Here is a 20,987-nt window from a genome sequence, read left to right as displayed (position 1 = left end):
CCGGAGGGCAGCGCGCCGACCAGGAGGACGAACATGCGAAGGTACGTCAGCGACACCGCCGAACTCACCGACGAGTACGGCATCCGGATCGGCCGCTGGACCCAGTACCGCGATCTCGGCCCGTTGCCGTTCGACGCCATGTGGTGCGTGATCCCGCCCGGTGGCAGCAGCAGCGAGGACATCCACCCCGAGGTCGAGTTCGCCGTGGTGACCCGCGGCACGGCCATCTACGAGGCGGGCGGCGAGAAGGTCGAGGTGCCGACCGGCGGGGTGATCCTGCTCGAACCCGAGCAACGGCACGTCATCCACAACCCCTCGCCGGAGCAGCCGCTCACCATCCTCAGCATCTACTGGATGCCCCGGCCCGACGAGGCGGCGCAGCCCCGCGCGGACGACGGAGCCGGCCGTGACTGACGCCGCCTCCGGCGTGGTGCTGGTGGTGACGCCGCCACCGACGCCGAACGGGCCGCTGCACCTCGGGCACCTCAGCGGTCCGTACGTCGCCGGGGACATCGCGGCCCGCGCGCTGCGCGCCGCCGGCCGGCCGGTGCTGACCCAGTGCGGGCTGGACGCGCACCAGAACTACGTGCTCGCCCGGGCGCAGGCGCTGGGCGAGACCCCCGCGGACACCGTCGCCCGATACGGGTCGTCGATCCACGCCGCGCTGCGCGCCGCCCGCATCCGGTACGACGTCATGGCCGACCCGCTGGCCGACGAGGGCTACCGCCGGGCGGTGGCCGGCCTGCTCACCGAGCTGGTCGAGGCAAAGGTGGTGGAGGTCGCCCCGGTGTCGCTGCGTGCCTGCGCGGCCTGCGGTCGGACCCTGCACCACGTCCGGGTCGCCGGGCGCTGCCCGGTCTGCGGCGCGGGCGCGAACGGCGGCACCTGCGAGGGGTGCGGTGGCTTCTGCACCGCCGCGAACCTCGTCGACGCGCGGTCGACCTGCTGCGACGCGGCACCCGAGCCGGTCACGCACACGATCCCGGTGCTCCGGCTCGACGACCACCGGGAACGACTCGCCGAGTTCTGGTCCCGCGCGGTGCTGCCGCCCCGGCTGCGGCGTCTCGTCGCGTCGTACCTCGACGGCGGGCTGCCGGAGGTGCCGCTGGCGTACCCGACGGACTGGGGCATCGAGTGGGACGACGGCCTGCGCATCGACGTCTGGGCCGAGATGGCCCTGGCCAACCTGGTGCTGCCCGCCCGCCACCTGCGGCCGGACGCGGACACGCTGGCCGGGTACCTGGACGCGTGGCGGGACGTGGACGAGCAGTGGATCTTCCTCGGGGTCGACAACGCGTTCTACTACGCGCTGCTCATCCCGGCGGTGCACCTGGCCGCCGGGCTGCCCGACCGGCCGACCGGTCTGGTGGTCAACGAGTTCTACCGCCTCACCGGCGCCAAGTTCTCCACCAGCCGCGAGCACGCGATCTGGGCGCACGAGTTCCTGTCCACCGAGGACCCGGCGGTGGTCCGGGCGTTCCTGAGCTGGGACCGGCCGGACAGCTACGAGTCGGACTTCCGGCCGGAGGCGTACGAGGCGTTCGCCGCCCGGTACGCCGCGACACTGGCCGGCACCGTCCCCGGCCTGGACGGCGTCCTGGCCGACACCGAACTGACGCGCGGCGAGCAGGCGCTGCGGCCGGAGCACTTCGACCCGGCCACCGCGGTGCGGGCGGCGCTGGCCGCGTACCCCGGTGCGCCGCAGCGGGCGGCCCGGCTGCTCGGCGTCGTCGGCGGCGCGGAACCGGCGGGCTTTGATGGGTGAGCCGCGCGTGCTCGTCGTCGGCGCGGGCATCAGCGGCGTCCTGCTCGCCCGGCGGCTGCGGGACGCGGGCGCCGACGCGGTCCTGATCGGTCCGCACGACGGCGGTCCGCACGGGCGGCCCGCCGACGCGACGGCCGCCTCCGGCGGGCTGGTGCGGGCCTTCGAGCCCGACCCGGCCGCCCGGGCCCTCGCCGCCGCGAGCCTCGCCGAACTGCTGGCCGACTCGTCCCTCGCGACCGCAGCCGGGTGGCGGCGGACCGGCTCGCTCTACCTCCTCGACGCCGCGTCGGCGGCCGGCGTGGACGGCGCCGAGACGCTGACCGGGGACGAGGTCGCCCGCCGGTTCGGTTTCGCCGGGCTCCCGGACGGCACGGTGGGGATCTGGGAGGGCCGGGCCGGCTACCTGGAGCCGGATCGGCTGCGCCGGACCGTCCTGCGTGGCCTGGGCCGGACCGAGCCGACACCGGTGGCCCGCCTCGGCGACGGGGTGGTCGAGCTGGTCGACGGCCGCCGGCTCACCGGCGACCTCGTCGTCGTGGCCGCCGGGGCCTGGACCCCGCGCCTGCTGCGCGCCGCCGGGATGCCGGCCACGCTGCGGACCAAGCACATCCAGTACGCCCGCTACGCCACCGGGCGCGACGACCTGCCGTGCTTCGTGGACGAGTCGAGCGGCCTCTACGGCCGGCCGGCTGGTCCGGGACGCCTCCTCCTCGGGCTGCCCAGCAACAGGTGGGACGTCGACCCGCCGGCCCCGGAACCGGACGCCGCACTGGCGGCAAGGGTCCTGACCGTGGCGGCGCGGCGGCTGCCCGGGCTCGACCCGCGGCCGGCCGGGTCGCCGGTGAGCGCCGCCGACTGCTACAGCGAACCCGCCGGCCTGGCGCTGCGCCACGTGACCGGTGCCGTGCACACCTTCACCGGCGGCAGCGGCGGCGCCGCCAAGACGGTCCTGGCCGCCAGCCGGCTCGCCGCCACCGCCCTGCTGAACACCCGAACCGCGATCCCTGTCCCCCACGGCCAGACAGAGGCAGACTCATGACGCAGACCTTTCACACAGTGGGAATCGGCGCCGGGCCGGCGAACCTGAGCCTCGCGGCGATGTACGACACCCTCGCGCCGCACGACATCGCGCTGTTCGAGGCCCGCGACCGGCCGGGCTGGCACGACGGGATGCTGCACAGCGGCGTCCGCATGCAGACCGGCTGGGTCAAGGACCTGGTCTCGCTCTACGACCCGACCCACCCGCTGTCGTTCCTCAACTACCTGGTCACCACCGGGCGGGTGTACGCCCTGCTCGGCGCCGGGTTCGACACCATCCCCCGGATCGAGTACCAGCAGTACCTGGTGTGGGCGGCGGGTCAGCTGCCGCGCATCACGTACGGCACCCGCGTCGACCGGGTCGAGTTCGACGGCGCGCTGGTCAGCCGCAGCGGCGGTGCGGAGGTCGCCCGCTCCCGGCACCTGGTGCTCGGCAGCGGGACCGTCGCCTTCGTACCGGAGTTCCTGGACGCGCTCGACCCGCGCCACCTGTTCGTCGCCGATGAACTGCACCAGCGCCTCGCGACGGTGCCGGACGAGCCGGACCTGCCGTGGATCGTGATCGGCAGCGGCCAGACCAGCGCGGAGTGCGTCGCTGCGCTGCTCGCCCGCGGATGCCGCGACATCAAATGGATCGGGCGGCGGTCGTGGTTCGCCCCGCTGGAGGACTCCCCGTCGGCCAACGACCTGTACCGGCCCGCCTACCAGGAGGCGTTCCTCACCCTCTCCCGGGACGTGCGGGAACGGCTCGTCTCCGGTCAGATCCTGACCAGCGACGGGATCTCCCCGGGCACGTTGCGCGGCATCTACCAGCACAACTACGAGGAGCGGCTGCGTACCGGCCGGTTCCCGGTCACGATCATGCCGAGCCGTACCGTGACCGGCGCCCGGCAGCTCGACGGGGAGGTCGAGCTGGAGTGCCTGACCGCCGGCAGCGGCGAGGAACGGCACCGGGCGGTGAACGTGATCGTCGCGGCGGGACGCCGGCAGGCGCCGCTGCCCTTCGATCCGGAGCTGACCGCGCTGATCGACCTGGACGAGCGCGGTGAGCCGGTCATCGAGTCGGACTACTCGATCCGCTGGAAGCACGCCGACGACCACAAGATCTTCGTGCTGAACCGGGGGCGGTACGTCCAGGGGCTCGTCGACTCCAACCTGAGCATCCTGCCGATCCGCAGCGCGATGATCCTCAACTCGATCGCCGGCCGCACGGTCTGCCGGTTCCGCGACGACTACCTGAGCACCCGATGGGCGTGAGCGCGATGACGTCATTCGACTACGACGACCGGATCTTCGTCTCCGTCGACCACGCCCGTGACGCCGATCCGCTGCGGGGGCACTACCACCAGCGCGGCGACCTGGTCTGGGCGGAGATCTCCGGCGGCCCGGTCCGGCACGGCCGGCTCGCCGGCACCTGCGACGCGCAGGGCGTGGTGCGTTTCGCGTACGTGGAGGTGCTCACCGACGGCAGCATCGTGGTCGGCGAGTGCGAGTCGCGGCCCGAGCGGCTGCCGGACGGCCGGATCCGGCTGCGCGAGCAGTGGCGCCGGCACGGGCCACGCCGCGACAGCGGCGTCTCGGTCATCGAGGAGGCCGCCCCGGCCCACGTCGAGGCGCGGGAGGAGCAGCGTGTCTGACATCCAGATCGTCAGCTTCGTCGCGGCGAGTCTGCTCATCATCATCGTGCCGGGCGTCGACTTCGCCCTGGTCACCCGGCAGACCGTGCGGTACGGGCGGCGGGCCGGATTCGTGGTGCTGGCCGGGCTGTTCGCCGCCGCCCTGGTGCACGCCTCGCTCGCCACGGCCGGCCTGTCCGCCCTGCTGGTGTCCTCACCGACGCTCTATACGGTGCTGCGCGTCGCCGGTGCGCTGTACCTGCTCTACCTGGGCGGCACCATCCTCTGGGCCACCCGGCCGCGACGGGCGGCACCCGCCGCGCAGCCGGTACCGGTCGGCGCGGGCGGCCCCGGGCCGGAGGCGGACACCGGTCCGGCCGCCGCGCCGGTCCGGGAGGCGGCGGCCGCCGACGAGCCGCACGTGGCCCGCCGCTCGTTCGTCATGGGCGTCACCAGCCAGCTGCTGAACGTCAAGGTGGTCGTCTTCTACGTCTCGTTCGTGCCGCAGTTCGTCAAGGCGGGCGACGGTGCGGCGGCCCGCACGGCGGTGCTGGCCGCCACGTTCATCGGCCTGGCCGTACTCTGGTGGGCCTGTTACATCCTGCTCATCGACCGGTTGCAGCCCTGGCTGACCCGGCCGTCGGTGCTGCTGGTGATCGAACGGCTGACCGGGCTGATCCTGATCGTCCTGGCGGTACGGATCGCGCTGAGCCACTGAGCCGCATCCCGTGGGCGCCCGCCGGTCCGGTGGGCGCCCACGGGTCAGGCGTTGCGCGGGCGGTGGGCGACGGTGAGGACGTGGGTGGTGGGCCAGTCCAGCGGCCGGCCGTCGAGGTCGGTGAGGGACGCGACGGGTGCGATCCGGTTGTCGATCACCCAGTCGTTGCGGACCGGCGCCGACACGGGGCCGATCTCGAAGCCCACCTCGGCCAGCAGGACCGTCCAGTCGGCGAAGCTCAGCCCGCAGAACTGCTCCTTCGTCTCCGACAGCCAGTTGTCCGTGTAGTCCTTGCGGGTCAGAAAGTCCATCGCCGCGCCCAGGCCGATGCGTACCGCGCCGTCGGCGAGCGGCTCGTACGCGACGCCGAACGCGAAGTCCACGGCGAACTGGTCCAGCCGCGCCCGCGTCGACAGGCCCGAGACGTACCGCCGGACCTCGGCCGAGGTCAGGCCGGCGAGATCCCGGCGGGGCGCGGCCGGGTTGTCCCCGTCGTCGGTGGACAGCCGCAGGATCACCTGCCGGTCCGGCTCGTCCGGTCCGCACACGTCGCTGTTGATCCAGACGCCGCCGGGCACCGTGTGGTCGTGGATGCGGCGGGCGAACTGGAGCAGCGAGGACCGCTGCCGCCCGTACGACCAGATCTCGTGGGTCAGCGCGAAGGTGAGCGTGGTGTCCACCGACCGGTCCTTGAACACCGCGCCGCCGAGGACGTTGCGGTGGAAGAAGTAGACGTTGGCGTTGCGGAACACGCCCTGCGCCTTCTTGTGCAGGCACTCCTGGTAGAGGTGGCGGGCCACCTCCACCCCGATCAGGTCGCTCTCCCGCAGCGCGGGCTCCCGGTCGGCCAGTTCCAGGACCGCGCCCGCGCCGCAGCCGATGTCCACGATGCGCCCGGGCTGCACGTACCGGCGCACCGAGTCCCACTTGCGGTGCGCGGCCGAGGCGAACGCCTCGACGTAGGTCCGGTAGTCGCGGGTCACGGTGAGGCCGCCCTCGTCTCCGACCAGCGGGTCGTTGACCACCGACCGGATCGCCTCGACCAGGCGGTAGCGCTCGAACACGTCGATCGTCGCCGGGTGGGTGAGCGACCGCCAGGTGTCGTCGCCCGCGGCCAGGCGCAGCAGCACGTCCCACGGCCGCTCGGGCGTCCCGGGCAGGTCCGGGTCGGCTTCGACCTGCGCGATCGCGAAGCCGAGCCGCTCGTACAGCTTGGCGACCTCCGGCGTGGAGCAGGCCACCACGGTGTCCGCGGGCGTGAGTTCGATTCCGGTGGCCACCGCGATGGACTTCAGCGTGACCTCGGCGAACGCGTCGGTGTACGCGGTGTCGAAGATCGGCACGGCCAGCGAGCGCAACCCGGTCAGCACGCTGAACCGCTCGATCGCGGCCTCCCGCCTGTGGTACGCGACCGGGTTGCGCCTGGTGTTCTCGTGGTTGGCCGACGTCACCGCCCAGACCACTGTGGCCTCGTCGCCCGCGAGCCGGCTCAGGTAGTCAGCCTGGAACCGGGTCAGCAGGTGGTGCCGCCCGGGGAACAGCACGAAGCGGGTCGGCAGGTCGGTCATGGGCACCTCGCCTGGGCCGTGGAGCGGTCGGTGATCATACCGGGACGCGCCAGGAGCGCCACAGGTGGCCGTACCGGCCGTCGGCGGCCAGCAGCTCCTCGTGCGTGCCCTGCTCCACGACGCGGCCGTGGTCGAGCACCACGATCCGGTCCGCGTCGACCGCCTGGCTGAGCCGGTGCGCCACGATCAGCGTCGTCCGTCCCTCCGTGGCCGCGCGGGCCGCCCGGTCCAGGTCGCGGGCACCGGCGCTGCCGGCCTCGGCGGTCGCCTCGTCCAGGACGGCCACGGCGGGCGCGGTGAGCACCAGCCGGGCCAGGGCGACCTGCTGGGCCTGCGCGGCGGTGAGGCGGTGACCGCCCTCGCCCACCGGTGTGGCCAGGCCCTCCGGCAGGGTACGCAGCCAGGTGGTGGCGCCGACCCGGTCCAGCGCGTCGAGCAGTTCGACGTCGGTCGCGTCCGGGGCGGCCAGGCGCAGGTCCTCGGCGAGCGGGCCGGCGAAGACGTGCACCTCCTGGCTGACCAGTGCCACGTCGCGCCGGGAGGTGGTCTCGTCCGCCCCGGTCAGCGGCGCGCCGTCCAGGCGTACCGACCCGTCGGTGGGCGCGATGATCCCGGCGGCGATGCCGGCGAGCGTGCTCTTGCCGGCGCCGCTGGCGCCGACGAGCGCGACCCGCTCCCCCGGTGCCAGGCGCAGCTCGACGTCGGCCAGCACCAGCGGCCCGTCGTCGTAGTGGTGCCGGCGCACGGTGACGTCCAGCGCCGCCGGGCCGCGGGTGCCGGCGGGCCGGGCGGCCGGGCCGGACGCGGCGGGCGGCGCGGTGTCGGGCAGCTCCGCCACGCCGACCAGGCGGGCGAGGCTCGCGCCGGCCTGCAGCACCGAGTCGGACTCCATCAGCAGCAGGCCGATCGGGTTGAACAGCCGGTGGAAGTAGAGCGCGGCGGTGGTCGCCGCGCCGACGGTGACCAGGTCGTCGCGGACCAGGAAGAAACCGGCGACGAGCACCGCGGCCAGGCCGAGGAACTCCGACCTGTTGATCCGCAGCCCGAAGCGGGTGTGCAGGTTGAAGATGTCCAGCGACAGGTCGCGGGCCAGGCCGGACCGCTCGGCGATGGCTGCCACGTGCGCGTCCTCGGTCCGGTACGCGCGCACCGTCGCCGCGCCGCGCAGCGCACCGGCCATCGCCTGCGTCCGCTCACCGGTGGCGACCCGCTCGCGGGCGTAGTACGGCATCGAGCGCCGCAGGTACCACCGCAGTGCCAGCGCGTACGCGGGCGCGGCGACCAGCCCGGCGAGGCCGAGCCGCCAGTCCAGCGCGACCAGCCCGAACACGGTGAGCACGACCGACAGCAGCGCGCCGACGAACGACGGGCCGCTCACCGCGATCACGTTCGTCACCACCGCCACGTCGTCGCCGACGCGTGCCAGCAGGTCACCGGTGCCGGCCCGTTCCAGCGTCGCGGACGGCAGGTGCAGCGCCCGATCGAGGACGCGCTCGCGCAGCCGGGCCAGCACCGTCTCGCCGAGCCGGGACGCCAGCGCGGCGCCGAGCGCGGTGAGCAGGCCGGTGAGCACGGCGGCGGCGGCGATCACCGCCACCCGGCCGGCGATCCGGGAGACCGGGGCGTCGGCGATGACGTCGTCGACCAGGCGGCCGAGCACGAAGGGCGCGACCAGGCCGCCCGCCGCGGCGGCGACGAGCACCGTCGCCGCGGCGGCGCTGAGGCCGGGCCGGGCGCGGAACTGGGCGCCGAGCGTGGCCCAGGTCTGCCGGGCGGACGCGATCGGCAGCAGCGGCCGGTCGGCGGTGCGCGGGTCAGCTGTCACCGCAGTGTCTCCTCGCGGTAGCGGACGTCGGAGGCGAGCAGGCGCTCGTGCGGTCCCTCGGCGGCCACCCGGCCGTCGGCGATCACCACCACCCTGTCGGTGATCCGCAGCAGGGCCGGGCTGCTGGTGATCAGCAGGGTGCCCCGGGGCGTGACCCGGCGCGCCTGCGCCAGTCCGTCGGCGAGCTGCGCCTCGGTGGCCGCGTCGACGGCGGTGGTGGGGTCGTGCAGCACCAGCACGGGCGGGTCGGCGTGCAGCGCCCGGGCCAGCCCGAGCCGCTGGCGCTGCCCGCCGGAGAGGTTCGCGCCGCGCTCGACGATGCGGTGGTCCAGGCCGCCGGGGTGCGCGTCCACCACGTCCTGGGCCGCGGCCGCGCGGACGGCGGCGTGCAGCCGCGCCTGGTCGGCGGGGGCGCCGGCGGCGAGGTTGTCGGCCATGGTGCCCTCGAAGAGCGTCACGTCGTGCGGCTCGACGAGCACGGTGCCGCGCAGCGCGTCGACGTGCAGCTCGTCGGCGGGTACGCCGTCGACACGTACGGTGCCCCGGCGCGCGTCCGGCGGCACCCGCCCGGACAGCAGCGCCACCAGCGCCTCGGCGTCGGCCGGGTCGTACGCGAGCACACCGACCAGTTCGCCGGGGTCGACACGCAGGTTCACCCCGTCCAGTCCGGCGTGCCCGACGTCGTCGAGGGCCAGCCGTGGCCCGTCCGGGTCCGCCGGGGCCGGCGCGTCTCCGGGCCGGGTGAGCGGCTCGGCGCCGAGCACGCGCGCCACCCGGGCGGCGGAGGCGCGTGCCATCGCGAACAGCTGCACGCACCAGCCCATGGTCTGCACCGGCTCGGCCACGAACTGCGCGAGGCCGACCACCGTCACCAGCTCTCCGATGGTGAGCCGGCCGCGCAGGGCGAGCCAGCCGGCGACACCGGCTACCGCCGCGAGGAACAGTCCGTTGGCGGCGGTGGTGAGCCCGAGGTGCAGCCCCTTGGTGTTGGCGGCGCGCAACGTCACGGCGAGGGCGTGGCGGCTGGCGGCGGCGTACCGGCCGGCGGCGTGGTGCTGGGCGCCGATGCCGCGCAGCACCCGCAGGCCGGACACGAGGTCGACGGCGAGCGCGGTGGTCTCGGCGAGGGCCTCCTGCTGGGAGGTACTGCGGCGGGACAGCAGCGGCGCCATCCGTTGCAGCACCAGCACGAGCACCGGTACGCCGACGAGCACGCCGAGCCCGAGGGGGATGTCGATGACCAGCAGGGCGGTCGCCGCCACGGTCAACGCGGTCACCGCGGCGACGCCGAATCCGGCCACCCGCACCACGTACGCGGCGAGTTCGGCGTCGGAGGCGGCGACCGAGAGCAGTTCACCGTCGCGCAGGCCGGAGCGGTGCCCGCGCGGGTCGAGCGCGCGCTCGGCGATCTCCACCCGCAGCAGGTGCGCCTCGCGCTCCACGGCGGCGAACGCCTGACGGGCGCCGTTGCGGTAGGCGAACGCGAGCACGGCGAACAGGGCCGCGAGGCCGGCGACCGAGTACGCCAGCGCCCACGGGTCGCCGGTCACCACGGCGCGGTCGATGATGACGCCGATCGCCACCGGCACGAGCGCCTCGGCGACCTGGTGCAGGCCGAGCAGCGTCACGCCGATCAGCACCGGTCGCCGCTGGCGGCGCAACGCCTGACGGAGCACGTACCGGGCCGTGACGGCGCTGCCGGCGGGATGCGGGGACACGAGGGGACGCCTCCAGGGATCGAAGTGAGGACAGCCTAACCTCAGCGTCTCGGGTGGCCGAGCCGGGTGGCACGGCTCACCACGGGCTCCGCCAGCGGGCCATGGTGACCGCCGGTAATGTTGATCAGGCCGAGAGTGCGCCCACGTGCCCCGCTGCCCCGAGGAGCGACCATGCTCGATCACGCGTCCCGCCGCATCGACATCGCCCGCCTTCAGGAGACGCTCGACGGACCGTGGGCCGAGGTCCGCCAGGCTCACCGCAAACACCTCGACGAGCGGTTTCTCCCGGTCTACGGGGAGACCGGCGACCAGGCGCGGGAGCGGATCACCCGGCTGCTCGGCGAACTCCCGGTCGATCTGGGCATCGCCGCGGGCTTCCCCGCCGAGTACGGCGGCCGGTCCGACATCGGCGCCTCGATCGTCGCCACCGAGATGCTGGCGCAGGTCGACCTGTCACTCATGGTGAAGGCCGGCGTGCAGTGGGGCCTGTTCGGCGGCGCGGTCGCCGCCCTCGGCACCGAGCGGCACCACGACGCCTACCTCCGGGACATCGTCTCCGGCCGGATCTTCGGCTGCTTCGCGATGACCGAGACCGGCCACGGCTCGGACGTGCAGCAGCTGCGCACCACCTGCGTGTACGACCCGCGGACGCAGACCTTCGACCTGCACACGCCGCACGAGGCGGCGCGCAAGGACTACATCGGCAACGCGGCCCGAGACGGGCGGATGGCTGTGGTCTTCGCCCAGTTGATCATCGACGGGCACCGCCACGGGGTGCACGCGTGGCTGGTGCCGATCCGCGACGGGCACGGCAACCCGATGCCCGGGGTGACCATCGGCGACGCCGGGCCCAAGGCCGGGCTGCTCGGTGTGGACAACGGGCGGCTCAGCTTCGACCACGTACGCGTACCCCGGGACATGCTGCTGGACCGGTACGCGCAGGTGGCCGAGGACGGCACGTACTCCAGCCCGATCGAGAACGACTCCCGCCGCTTCTTCACCATGCTCGGCACGCTGGTGCGGGGCCGGGTCAGCGTGGGCGGCGCCGCGTCGGCGGCCACCAAGGCGGCGCTCGCCATCGCGGTGCGCTACGGCGACATCCGCCGTCAGTTCGCCGACGCCGACGGCGACGGTGAGGTGCTGCTCAACGACTACCTGGCCCACCAGCGCAAGCTGCTGCCCGCGCTGGCCACCACGTACGCGCTGCACTTCGCCCAGACCGAGCTGGTCGCCGCGCTCGACGAGATCCAGGGCGGCGCCGGGCCGGTCGACGAGCACCGGCAGCGGGAGCTGGAGTCCCGGGCCGCCGGGCTGAAGGCGGCGCAGACCTGGCACGCGACGCGCACCATCCAGACCTGCCGGGAGGCGTGCGGCGGCGCCGGCTACCTGTCCGAGAACCGGCTGCCCAGCCTCAAGGCCGACACCGACGTGTTCACCACGTTCGAGGGCGACAACACGGTGCTGCTGCAGCTGGTCGCCAAGGGGCTGCTGACCGGCTACCGGGACGAGTTCGGCTCGCTCGACGGCTGGGGGCGCGCGTCGTTCGTCGCCGAGCAGGTACGCGAGATGGTGCTGGAGCGCACCGCCGCGCGGGCGCTGATCGCGCGGCTGGTCGGCGCGGTGCCCGGCCGCGACGAGGAGGTCGCCGTCACCGACCGGGGCTGGCAGCTCAAGGTGTTCGAGGACCGCGAGGAGCACCTGCTCGACAGCGCGGTCCGCCGGCTGCGCGGCGGCGCCTCCACCAAGAAGGACCGCCCGTTCGACATCTTCAACGACGTGCAGGACCACGTCCTCGCCGTCGCCGCCGCCCACGTCGACCGGGTGACCCTGGAGGCGTTCGTCGCCGGCATCGACGCCACCGCCGACCCGGCGGTCAAGGAGCTGCTGTCCCGGGTCTGCGACCTGTACGCGCTGAGCGTCATCGAGGCCAACAAGGGCTGGCTGCTGGAGCACGGCCGGCTCACCCCGGCCCGCTCGAAGGCGATCACCGGCGTGGTGAACGGGCTGCTCAAGGAGCTGCGACCGTTCATGCGCACGCTCGTGGACGGTTTCGCCATCCCCGACGCGTGGCTGCACGCCGCGATCCTGCGCGAGGAGCCCGCCCGGCAGGATGAGATGGCCGCGCACGACGCCGCCCACCCGGAGGCCGCCGGCGCCGATACGAAGGAAGCCGACGCCGACTCGGCGGCCGCCGCGCCGTAGCCGTCCGGCGCGGCCTGCCGGGCGACCACGGCGAGCGGATTGCTGGAGTAGAAGACCAGACCCGTGTCGGGGTTCGGGATCGACGCCGGCTCGGCGGCGGCGGGCGCGGCGAACAGCGGGACGGTCAGGGCCGCGGCGGCGAGACCGGCGGGAGACATCGACCAGCGTGTATTGACACATTCCGCTACGGCGGTGATATTAACTGCAAAGCTCCCGCCGGTCCCCCCGCGGGGACGCATCGCGGCGGCGCCACACCGACGTGGCCGACACACCGCCACCACCACCATCCGGGGAGCGCCGTCACGACGTCCCCTGGAGGGCGCATGAGAAGACGATCGAAGATCTACGCGGGCCTGGCCGCCGCCCTCGTCCCGCTCGCCACAGTGGTCGTGGCGCTCGGCGCGACACCGGCCGGCGCCGCGATCGGCGGCTCGGGCCCCTACCCCGCCGACTACGAGACCTCGTCGAGCCTGCCCAACCACACCATCTTCCGGCCCCAGACGCTCCCGTCCGAACGCCTTCCCGTCCTGGTCTGGGGCAACGGCGCGTGCTCGGCCAACGGGCTGTCGCAGGGCAACTTCCTGCGCGAGATCGCCTCGCACGGCTTCCTCGCCATCGCCAACGGCGCGCCGAACGGCTCCGGCTCCACGAACTCCCAGATGCTCACCCAGTCGATCGACTGGGCGGTGGCGGAGAACTCCCGCTCGGGCAGCAAGTACTACAACCGGATCGACACCACGAAGATCGCCGTGGCCGGGTTCTCCTGCGGTGGCCTGGAGGCGTACGCGGTCTCGAACGACCCGCGCGTCACCACCACCGGCATCTTCAGCAGCGGCCTGCTCAACGACGCCGACGACTACCAGTTGCGGCGACTCACCAAGCCGATCGCGTACTTCGTCGGCGGGCCCAGCGACATCGCCTACCCGAACGCCATGGACGACTGGGGCAAGCTGCCGTCCGGGCTGCCCGCCTTCATGGGCAACCTGAACGTCGGGCACGGCGGCACGTACGACCAGCCCAACGGCGGCGAGTTCGGCCGGGTCGCGGTGCTCTACCTCAAGTGGCGCCTGAAGGGCGACGTCAGCGCCGGCGCCAACTTCGTCGGCCCGGACTGCGGTCTGTGCCGCAGCCAGTGGAGCGTCCAGCAGAAGAACCTGACGCTGGACGGCCCGCCGCCCACCACTCCCCCGCCCACGACCCCGCCGCCCACGACCCCGCCGCCGACCACGCCCCCGCCGACCACTCCGCCGCCGGGCGGGGCCTCCTGCACCGCCGTCTACACCGTCCAGGACCAGTGGAACGGTGGCTTCGTCGCCAACGTGACGGTGACCGCCGGGAGCGCCGCGCTGACCGGCTGGCGGGTGACGCTCGCCCTGCCGGACGGCGCCGCGATCAGCTCACTCTGGAACGGCGTGCCCAGCGGCACCAGCGGCACCGTCACCGTGTCCAACCAGAGCTACAACGGACGCCTGGGTGCGGGACAGAGCACCACCTTCGGATTCCAGGGCACCGGGACCGGCGGCGGCGCCACCGCCACCTGCACCGGTAGCTGAACCACAGCGGTGGGGCCGGCGCCGGACGCCGGCCCCACCGAGGTGAGTATCGTCTCGCCGGGGACGCCCGGCACTCTCCGGTCCGTCGTGGACGGTGCGGACCGGCCTCGCGAAGACTGCCTGCTGGCGCGACCGGTAGCGGTTCGGGACGAGCCCCGCACGCACTCGAAAGCCCTGCGCCGTAAGCCTTTTCGCCATCCACACGAAGTTGACATGGTAGATGGTTGGGCTAGGGTTCCGCCGAACGGTTGTCACCGAGGCAGGTATCCGGTCACCACGAGGACGGCATGACGGCACAGTGCAGTGGCTTCGACATCCGCTTGCTGGGCAATCTCCGGATCACGTACGCCGGGCGGGAGCTGCCGCTGCGCTCGGCGCAGCGCCGGGCCGTCTTCAGCGCGCTGGCGCTCACCCCGGAGCGGGGCCTGTCCCGGGACGAGCTGATCACCGCCGTCTGGGGTGACCGTCCACCGGCCAGCGCAACCGGCAACCTCTACACGTACGTCTCCGCCCTGCGCCGGATGCTCGAACCGGACCGGGACCGGTGGTCCTCCGGCCGGGTGCTCACCTCCGAGGGCGGCAGCTACCGGCTGCACCTCGACGCCGACGCCGTCGACGTGCACCGCTTCGAGCGGCTGCGCGACCGCAGCCGCGCGCCACGCGCCGCCGGGGACACCGCCGGTGAACTGGCGGCGCTGGACGCCGCGCTGGCGCAGTGGCGGGGCGACGAGGCGCTCGTCGGCGTACCGGGACCGCGGGCGGCCGGCCACCGGATCCGGCTCGGCGAGCTGTACCTGACCACAGTGGAACGCCAGGCCGAGCTGATGCTGGGCCTCGGGCGCGGCGCCGAGGTCGTCGACCGCCTGCTCGCGCTCGCCGGCCGCCACCGGGCCCGAGAGAGCCTGTACGCGCTGGCGATGCGGGCGCTCGCCGCGCAGGGCCGTGCCGCCGAGGCGCTCGCGCTCTACGCCACGCTGCGGGACCGCCTGGTGGAGGAGTCGGGCACCGAACCCGCCGCCGCCGTCCGGCAGATCCACGACCAGTTGCTGGGCGCGGCTCCCGCACCGGTGCGCAGTCCGGTACCGCACCGGCACCCCGGCTTCCGGGGCCGCGCCGCCGCGCTGGACCGGCTGCGCACGGCGGTCACCGGCCTCGCGGGAGGGCGCGGTGGCAGCGTCTGGATCAGCGGCGAGGCGGGCATCGGGAAGTCGGCGCTGCTGGCCGAGGGGCTGAGCGGCGCCGCCCCGCTCGGCGTACAGGTCGGCTGGGCGGTCGGCGACGAGCTGGCGTACCGGATGCCGTTGAGCATCGTGCTGGAGTGCCTCTCCCTGGGCAACGACGCGGACGGCCTGCCCGCCTCGCTGCAGGCCTGCACCGGTGGGGCGCCGCCGACCATGACCGTGATCGACACGATCCAGCGGTTCGTGGTCGCGCGGTGCGCCGAGCGGCCGCTGCTGCTGGTCCTGGACGACCTCCAGTGGGCCGACGACATGTCGCTTCTGGTCTGGCACGCGCTGCACAAGCTCACCACGCGGCTGCCGCTGCTGCTCGTCTCCGCCGCGCGCCCGGTCCCGGCCGGATACGAGGTGCGGCTCCTGCGCCGGGTGCTGCCCCGCGACGGCACCACGCTCGTCGAACTCGGCCCGCTGGACGACGAAACGGCCGCCGGCCTGGTACGCGCCTGGTCCCGCCCGCCCGGCCCGAACCCGGGTGCCACCCGCTCCTTCGTCGCGGCGGCCGCCGGGAACCCGTACTACCTGCGTCATCTCGTGCTCGCCGACCGGGACGGACGGACCGCAGACACGCCCGGACCGGACCTGACCGACGCCGTCTCCCGGCACCTGCAACCACTCGCCGACGACACCCGCCAGTTGCTCCGGGCGATCGCCTTCCTCGGCGACAACTACCTGGTGGCCGACCTGGCCGCGGTCACCGGCAGGTCGGCGCCGGAGCTCGTACCCGCGGTGGAGGAGGCGCTGGCCGCCGGGGTCCTCGTCGAGGACGGGCGCCGCCTGCGGTTCCGGCATCCGGTCGTCCGCCGGGTCCTGCGCGGCGCGATCCCGACCGCGCTGCGGGTGCTGATGCACAGGCAGTTCGCCCAGCGGCTCGCCGAGGCCGGCGCCGACCTCGGCCGGGTCGCGGGCCAGCTGCTGGCCGGTCCGGTGCCTGTCGACACGTGGGTGCAGGACTGGCTGACCGCGCACGCCGCGCAGCTGAGCGTCGTCGCCCCCGCGCCCGCGATCGCGGTGCTGCGGCACGCCGTCGCCTCGCCCGGCCTGTCCGCGCCGTCCCGCGAGCTGCTCACCGCGCACCTGGCCCGGGTGCTGCACCGCTGCGGGCTGCCCGCCGGCGCCGAGGCGAGCTGGGTGTCGGCGCACACCGCGGACGCCGCGACGCGCGCCGAGATGAACCGGATCGCCGACCCGGGCGGACCGTCCCCGAGCGTCGGACCGGCGGTCGTCGGGCACCGGTGAGGAGACTGCGCGTCACCGTGCTGGGCCCGGTACGGGCCTGGAACGGCGAGTCCGAAATCGACCTCGGGCCGGCCCGGCGGCGTGCCCTGTTCGCGATGCTGGCCGCGAACGCCAACCGCCCGGTCACCCGCACCGAGCTGATCCGGGCGCTGTGGGGCGAGTCGGCGCCGAGCGCCGCGGCGGGCAACATCTACACCTACGTCTCCGGGCTGCGGCGCAGCCTCGGCGCGGCCGGTGGGCTGCTGCGCTCCGGCCGGGCCGGATACACGCTGCGCCTCGAACCGGGTGCCCTGGACGCCGACCGGTTCGAGACGCTGTGCGAGGCGGCCGGGGCGCAGGCCGCCGCCGGGCGGCCCGGTCAGGCGGTGGCACTGCTCGACGAGGCACTCGCGCTCTGGCGGGGCGAGGCGTACGCGAACGTCACCGGACTCTTCGCCGACCTCGACCGGCACCGCCTGACCGAGCTGCGGATCGGCGCGGCGGAGCGGCGGGCCCGGCTGGTCCTGGCCGGCGGCGGGGACGACACGCTGATCGCCGACCTGACCGCCCTGGTGCGCGACCACCCGCTGCACGAGCCGTTCCACGAGCTGCTGATGCGCGCGCTGCACCGGGCCGGCCGGGGCACCGAGGCGCTCGACGTCTTCCACACGGCGCGCCGGGTGCTCGTGGACGAACTCGGGGTCGAGCCCGGCCCGGCCCTGCGCGAGCTGCAGGTACAGATCCTCGCCGAGCCGGCACCGGCCGCACCGGCCGTACCCGTGGCGCCGGACGCGGTGGCCGCGCCCGCCGTACCGTGGCGGGGCCGCCTGGTCGGGCGCGACGGCGAGCTGGCGCTGCTGCGCGGCCTGCTGGGCGCGCTGGGCGAGGGCCGCAGCACGATCGTGTGGATCGAGGGCGAGCCGGGCATCGGCAAGTCGGCGCTGCTCGACGCGGCACTGCACGAGGCGCGGGCGATGGGCCACCGGGTCGCGCGGGGCGTCGCCGAGGAGCTCAGCGGCCGCATCCCGCTGCACGTGATGCGGCGGGCGCTGCGCCTGGAGGACGCGGCGCACGACGACCCGCCGGCGGCCGTCGACCGGGTGCTCGACCACGTCCGCGAGCTGACCGCGGCAGGCCCGCTGGTGCTGGCCGTCGACCATCTCCAGTGGGCCGACGAGGTGAGCCTGCTGGCCTGGGAGCGGCTCGCCGCGCTGACCCGGTGGCTGCCGCTGCTGCTCGTCGCGACCGCCCGGCCCGAGCCCGGCCGCGCCGACCTGGCCCGGCTGCGGCGCGGCGTGAGCACCCGCGACGGGCACCTGATCCGGCTGGCTCCCCTGCCCCCGTCGGACATCGAGCAGATCTTCGGTAGGACGGTGGGCGTACCACCCGGCGCGACGCTGCGGTCGCTGGCGCCGCTGGCCGCCGGCAACCCGCTGTACGCCCGGGAGCTGGTCACCGGCCTCGTGGCGGAGGACGGGGTACGGGTGGTCGACGGGCTCGCCGAGGTCGACGCGCGGGCCGACGGCATGCCGCGCGCGCTTCTGGACACCGTGCGGGCCAGCCTGGACCACCTCTCCCCCGGTGCCCGGGAGGCGCTGCGCTACGCCGCCCTGCTGGGCGACCGGTTCGCCGTCGCCGAGGTCGCGGCGGTCACCGGACGGACGCCGTTCGACCTGATGGCCGACCTGGAGGAGGCGCTCGCCGCCGACGTCCTCGTGGACGCGGGCGGCGAGCTGGCATTCCGGCAACCGGTGCTGCGGCGGGCCCTCGCGGGCAGCATCCCCGCCGCGCTGCGGCCGACCCTGCGCCGGCACGCGGCGCAGGCGCTCGCGGACGACGGCGGCGCCGCCGCCCGGGTCGCCGACCACCTGCTCGCCGGGCCGCCCGAGGTGGACGAGTGGCTGGTGCGATGGCTGGTCGCGCACGGCGCCGAGCTGTACCGGCAGGCCCCGGAACCGGCCCGCGAGCTGGTGCGCCGGGCCCTGGCGAGCCACCGGGTGCCGGCCGCGCACCGGACGACGCTCGCCGCTCTCCTCGACGGCCCGGACCGGTAGCGGCCTCAGCGCAGCCCGGGGACGCCCAGGAACCGGCGTGCGGCGGCGGCCGGGACCGGCGTACCCGGGCCGGCGCTGCGCGCGAGGTGCTGGCACAGGGCGGCCAGGGCGAGGGCGTCGAAGCGTACCCGCCCGTCGACCGGCGGCTCCTCCACCGCCAGTTCCCGCAACAGCAGCCGGGCGGGGGCGCCGGCCTCCGGCTCCTGCACCTGGAGCACCGTGAACGCCGTACCGGGAAGGAACAGGACCCGGGCCGGCACGCCGTCGCCGGTCTCGAACGCCGCCGTGCGACGCGCGGTGGCCGACCAGATCAGCACCTCGACGGTGCCCGGCAGGTCGGCGGGCGGCTCGGCGAGCGCGTTGGTGAACCCCCAGTCGGTGAGCACCCGCCGCTGCGCGATCCGCCGCAGGTCCGCCGTGGTCAGCTCGGCCCGGGCGTACGCGACGCCGCGGTGCACCGGCAACCGGCGTACGCCCGCCGACACGCACCTGGCGAACGGCACGTGACCGCCCGGCTCGGCCGAGCGCAGCGCCTGGTCGAGACCGTCGCCCGCGGCGGAGAGGTAGAGGCGGACGGCTGTCGCGTACTCCACCGCGTCGACGCCGCCGGCGAGCGCCGGATGCGCGGCGAGCACGTCCGACACGTCGGCGGAGACGGCGGCGATCTCGCGGCGGAACGCGCGCCGGAACCAGGTGCGCTCCTCGTCCAGGTCGGGGCCGGGGCGCACGCCCCGCGCGTCGTCGCCGGGGGTGCGCTGAAAGCGGACGGGCGCCGGCGTGGGGCGGTGCACCGGCAGCGTCATCGTCGGGCTGGTCGCCCAGCCCGCGCCGCCGCCGGGCACCGGCCCGGCCACGTCGGTCGCCGCCACAGCCGGCGCGTCCGCGTCCGGCCCCGCGTCGTCGATCCCGGCGACGCCCGGCCCGGCCCCGTGCAGCCCGGCCACGCCCGACGCGACCTCGGGGAGCCCGGCAACGTCCAGCCCCGCCCCGCGAAGCACGTCCCGGTCCGGTCCGGCACCGGGAATCCGGGCGATGTCCGGTCCGGCTCCGTCCGGCGGGGCGGCGGAGGCGGCACTCGCGAGAGCGGCGCCGCCGTCGGCCGCCCCCTCGGTCGCCGGCACGGACGGGCCGGCCACGGTGACGGGTACCGGTTTCGGGACGGGCACCGGCACCGACGGCGCGGGAGGCAGATCGGCGGCGGGAGTCGTCGTGTGCCGGTACGTGCCGGCCTCGATCCCGCGGGCGGAGAGCCCCGGGCGTCCCGGCGCCACGAGCGAGGACGGCTGCACCGCCACGCGCCTGCGGGTCTCCGGGTCCAGCCGCTCCGCCAGGTCACCGGCCAGTTCCCGGTGGCGCTCGGCCACCGCCGGCGCCGGGTCGTCCACGACCAGCCGGACGCGGTTCGGGTCCATCGGGACGGCGCGGATCCGGTCGGCGTGCCGGGGCGGCTGCGGGGCGCGCAGCCAGAGGCCGGACGGGATCACCTCGACCACCGCGTCGTGGGCGTACTGGTAGACGCGGGGGCCGACCGGCTCGCCGAGTTCCGGCGGTGCGCGGTGCCGCAGGATGCGCGGCGTCACCGCTTTCGCCCCGAGCGTCTCCCGGGGCCGGTAGGCCAGTTCCTCGGCGAAGACCTGCCAGCCGGGCCGCCCGTCGGTGCCGACCGTGAACAGGGCCGGACCGCCCGGGCGGCCGGTGGGCACGCCGGTGAAGACACGCACCGGGCAACGCAGCAGGTCGGCCAGCGCCTGCCCGAACTCCTCACCGTCGGGCAGCGCGACCGGGCCGTACTGGACGAAGCGGGCGTGGTCTCGGCCCTCGGGCGCCAGACCGCGCCAGAACCGGGCGATGTCGTCGAGGCGCAGCGGAGCCGTCCCGGGGCAGCCCACCAGGACCGGCATCGCGTCCGGCAGGCACGGCATCGTCGAGGTGAGGTGGCTTCCGTGTACGGCGACGGCGGCGTCGTCGCGGCTCTCCCGGAGCCAGACGCCGCCGGGTAGCGGCTCGGCGGCGCAGGTCGAGCTGACCGTCAGGTGGTCGACGGCGGCACCGTCCCACGCCGGTACGGGATAGCGCTTCGACTGCCAGACCGGCGTGTGGCCGCGCCGGTAGCAGACCCAGCCGCCCAGATCCGTGGCGTGCACGAACAGCAGTCCCGCCGCGCCCGGGATCATCCGTCCGAAGGGGGCGATCACCGGGCGGCCGAGCCGGTCGGAGAGCCACTGGCCGGCGAGCGCCCCGGTCTCCGGGCGGGCGCCGCAGACCACCAGCCGGATGCCCCGGCGCAGGCGCTGGCGGCGCAGCTCGGTGGCGACGGTGTCCCAGATGTCGAACGGCAGCTCGTGCTGCAGGTCGAGGATCACGATGTCGTTGTCGGGATCCACGTCCACCGAGAGCGCCACCGTACGGGCCTCGGTGCTGATCCGCTCGCGGGCGTGCAGCACCAGGGCGTTGCCGACGGTGTGGCGCGTGATCAC

At 75.0% G+C, this 20,987-nt stretch carries 14 protein-coding genes; 10 read left to right on the top strand and 4 right to left on the bottom strand.

Translation table 11 applies throughout. The annotated features are described in order from the left end of the window. Positions 1-33 precede the first annotated feature (33 nt). From O7607_RS24000 to O7607_RS23975, 6 genes are read left to right on the top strand one after another with little or no spacing between them, the layout of a single operon-like run. Positions 34-414 (top strand): cupin domain-containing protein, encoded by a 381-nt coding sequence (locus O7607_RS24000; RefSeq protein WP_269705452.1) that lies wholly within the window; start codon positions 34-36, stop codon positions 412-414. Continuing rightward, entirely contained in the window at positions 407-1,765 is a 1,359-nt protein-coding gene (locus tag O7607_RS23995) for a class I tRNA ligase family protein (RefSeq protein ID WP_269705451.1), read from the top strand. The genes O7607_RS24000 and O7607_RS23995 overlap by 8 nt, the downstream gene beginning before the upstream one ends. Continuing rightward, complete coding sequence (locus O7607_RS23990; protein ID WP_269705450.1) at positions 1,758-2,804, top strand: NAD(P)/FAD-dependent oxidoreductase; 1,047 nt, start codon at positions 1,758-1,760, stop codon at positions 2,802-2,804. Before O7607_RS23995 ends, O7607_RS23990 begins: the two co-directional genes overlap by 8 nt. After that, the gene (locus O7607_RS23985; protein ID WP_269705449.1) at positions 2,801-4,060 is read left to right on the top strand and encodes a lysine N(6)-hydroxylase/L-ornithine N(5)-oxygenase family protein; all 1,260 of its coding nucleotides are present in this window, start codon (positions 2,801-2,803) and stop codon (positions 4,058-4,060) included. The genes O7607_RS23990 and O7607_RS23985 overlap by 4 nt, the downstream gene beginning before the upstream one ends. 5 nt (positions 4,061-4,065) lie before the next feature. Continuing rightward, on the top strand, positions 4,066-4,440 hold the full coding sequence (locus tag O7607_RS23980; protein WP_269705448.1) for a hypothetical protein: 375 nt from the start codon (positions 4,066-4,068) through the stop codon (positions 4,438-4,440). Further along, the gene (locus tag O7607_RS23975; protein ID WP_269705446.1) at positions 4,433-5,137 is read left to right on the top strand and encodes a LysE family translocator; all 705 of its coding nucleotides are present in this window, start codon (positions 4,433-4,435) and stop codon (positions 5,135-5,137) included. Before O7607_RS23980 ends, O7607_RS23975 begins: the two co-directional genes overlap by 8 nt. A gap of 44 nt (positions 5,138-5,181) precedes the next feature. Here the strand turns inward: O7607_RS23975 and O7607_RS23970 are convergent, their stop codons facing one another. From O7607_RS23970 to O7607_RS23960, 3 genes are read right to left on the bottom strand one after another with little or no spacing between them, the layout of a single operon-like run. Next, a complete protein-coding gene (locus O7607_RS23970; RefSeq protein ID WP_269705445.1) occupies positions 5,182-6,705 on the bottom strand; it encodes a class I SAM-dependent methyltransferase in 1,524 nt (507 codons plus the stop codon). Positions 6,706-6,739: 34 nt separating this feature from the next. Further along, positions 6,740-8,530 (bottom strand): ABC transporter ATP-binding protein, encoded by a 1,791-nt coding sequence (locus tag O7607_RS23965; protein ID WP_269705444.1) that lies wholly within the window; start codon positions 8,528-8,530, stop codon positions 6,740-6,742. After that, complete coding sequence (locus O7607_RS23960; protein WP_269705443.1) at positions 8,527-10,248, bottom strand: ABC transporter ATP-binding protein; 1,722 nt, start codon at positions 10,246-10,248, stop codon at positions 8,527-8,529. The genes O7607_RS23965 and O7607_RS23960 overlap by 4 nt, the downstream gene beginning before the upstream one ends. Positions 10,249-10,419: 171 nt before the next feature. Here O7607_RS23960 and O7607_RS23955 point away from each other — a divergent pair, with 171 nt between their 5' ends. From O7607_RS23955 to O7607_RS23940, 4 genes are all read left to right on the top strand, one after another. Then, the gene (locus O7607_RS23955; protein WP_269705442.1) at positions 10,420-12,450 is read left to right on the top strand and encodes an acyl-CoA dehydrogenase family protein; all 2,031 of its coding nucleotides are present in this window, start codon (positions 10,420-10,422) and stop codon (positions 12,448-12,450) included. A 323-nt stretch (positions 12,451-12,773) separates the two neighbouring features. Further along, a complete protein-coding gene (locus O7607_RS23950) occupies positions 12,774-14,003 on the top strand; it encodes a cellulose binding domain-containing protein (RefSeq protein WP_269705441.1) in 1,230 nt (409 codons plus the stop codon). Between the two features lie 287 nt (positions 14,004-14,290). Then, positions 14,291-16,477, top strand: coding sequence for a BTAD domain-containing putative transcriptional regulator (locus O7607_RS23945; RefSeq protein ID WP_269705440.1), 2,187 nt, complete (start codon positions 14,291-14,293; stop codon positions 16,475-16,477). Beyond that, positions 16,474-18,510 (top strand): BTAD domain-containing putative transcriptional regulator, encoded by a 2,037-nt coding sequence (locus O7607_RS23940; protein WP_269705439.1) that lies wholly within the window; start codon positions 16,474-16,476, stop codon positions 18,508-18,510. The genes O7607_RS23945 and O7607_RS23940 overlap by 4 nt, the downstream gene beginning before the upstream one ends. Positions 18,511-18,515: 5 nt before the next feature. Here the strand turns inward: O7607_RS23940 and O7607_RS23935 are convergent, their stop codons facing one another. Beyond that, entirely contained in the window at positions 18,516-20,987 is a 2,472-nt protein-coding gene (locus O7607_RS23935) for a hypothetical protein (protein WP_269705438.1), read from the bottom strand.

It is taken from the genome of Micromonospora sp. WMMA1949 (assembly GCF_027460145.1).
In the GTDB taxonomy this organism is placed as follows: domain Bacteria; phylum Actinomycetota; class Actinomycetes; order Mycobacteriales; family Micromonosporaceae; genus Micromonospora.
The sequence above is the reverse complement of the archived record's forward strand: the minus strand, read 5'-3'. Positions and strand labels throughout refer to the sequence as shown.

Excerpts from the sequence above, each read along its gene's own strand:
- O7607_RS24000 (WP_269705452.1), top strand. The coding sequence starts at position 34 with ATGCGAAGGTACGTCAGCGACACCGCCGAACTCACCGACGAGTACGGC.
- O7607_RS23990 (WP_269705450.1), top strand. The coding sequence starts at position 1,758 with ATGGGTGAGCCGCGCGTGCTCGTCGTCGGCGCGGGCATCAGCGGCGTC.
- O7607_RS23985 (WP_269705449.1), top strand. The coding sequence starts at position 2,801 with ATGACGCAGACCTTTCACACAGTGGGAATCGGCGCCGGGCCGGCGAAC.
- O7607_RS23980 (WP_269705448.1), top strand. The coding sequence starts at position 4,066 with ATGACGTCATTCGACTACGACGACCGGATCTTCGTCTCCGTCGACCAC.
- O7607_RS23970 (WP_269705445.1), bottom strand. The coding sequence starts at position 6,705 with ATGACCGACCTGCCGACCCGCTTCGTGCTGTTCCCCGGGCGGCACCAC.
- O7607_RS23955 (WP_269705442.1), top strand. The coding sequence starts at position 10,420 with ATGCTCGATCACGCGTCCCGCCGCATCGACATCGCCCGCCTTCAGGAG.
- O7607_RS23950 (WP_269705441.1), top strand. The coding sequence starts at position 12,774 with ATGAGAAGACGATCGAAGATCTACGCGGGCCTGGCCGCCGCCCTCGTC.
- O7607_RS23945 (WP_269705440.1), top strand. The coding sequence starts at position 14,291 with ATGACGGCACAGTGCAGTGGCTTCGACATCCGCTTGCTGGGCAATCTC.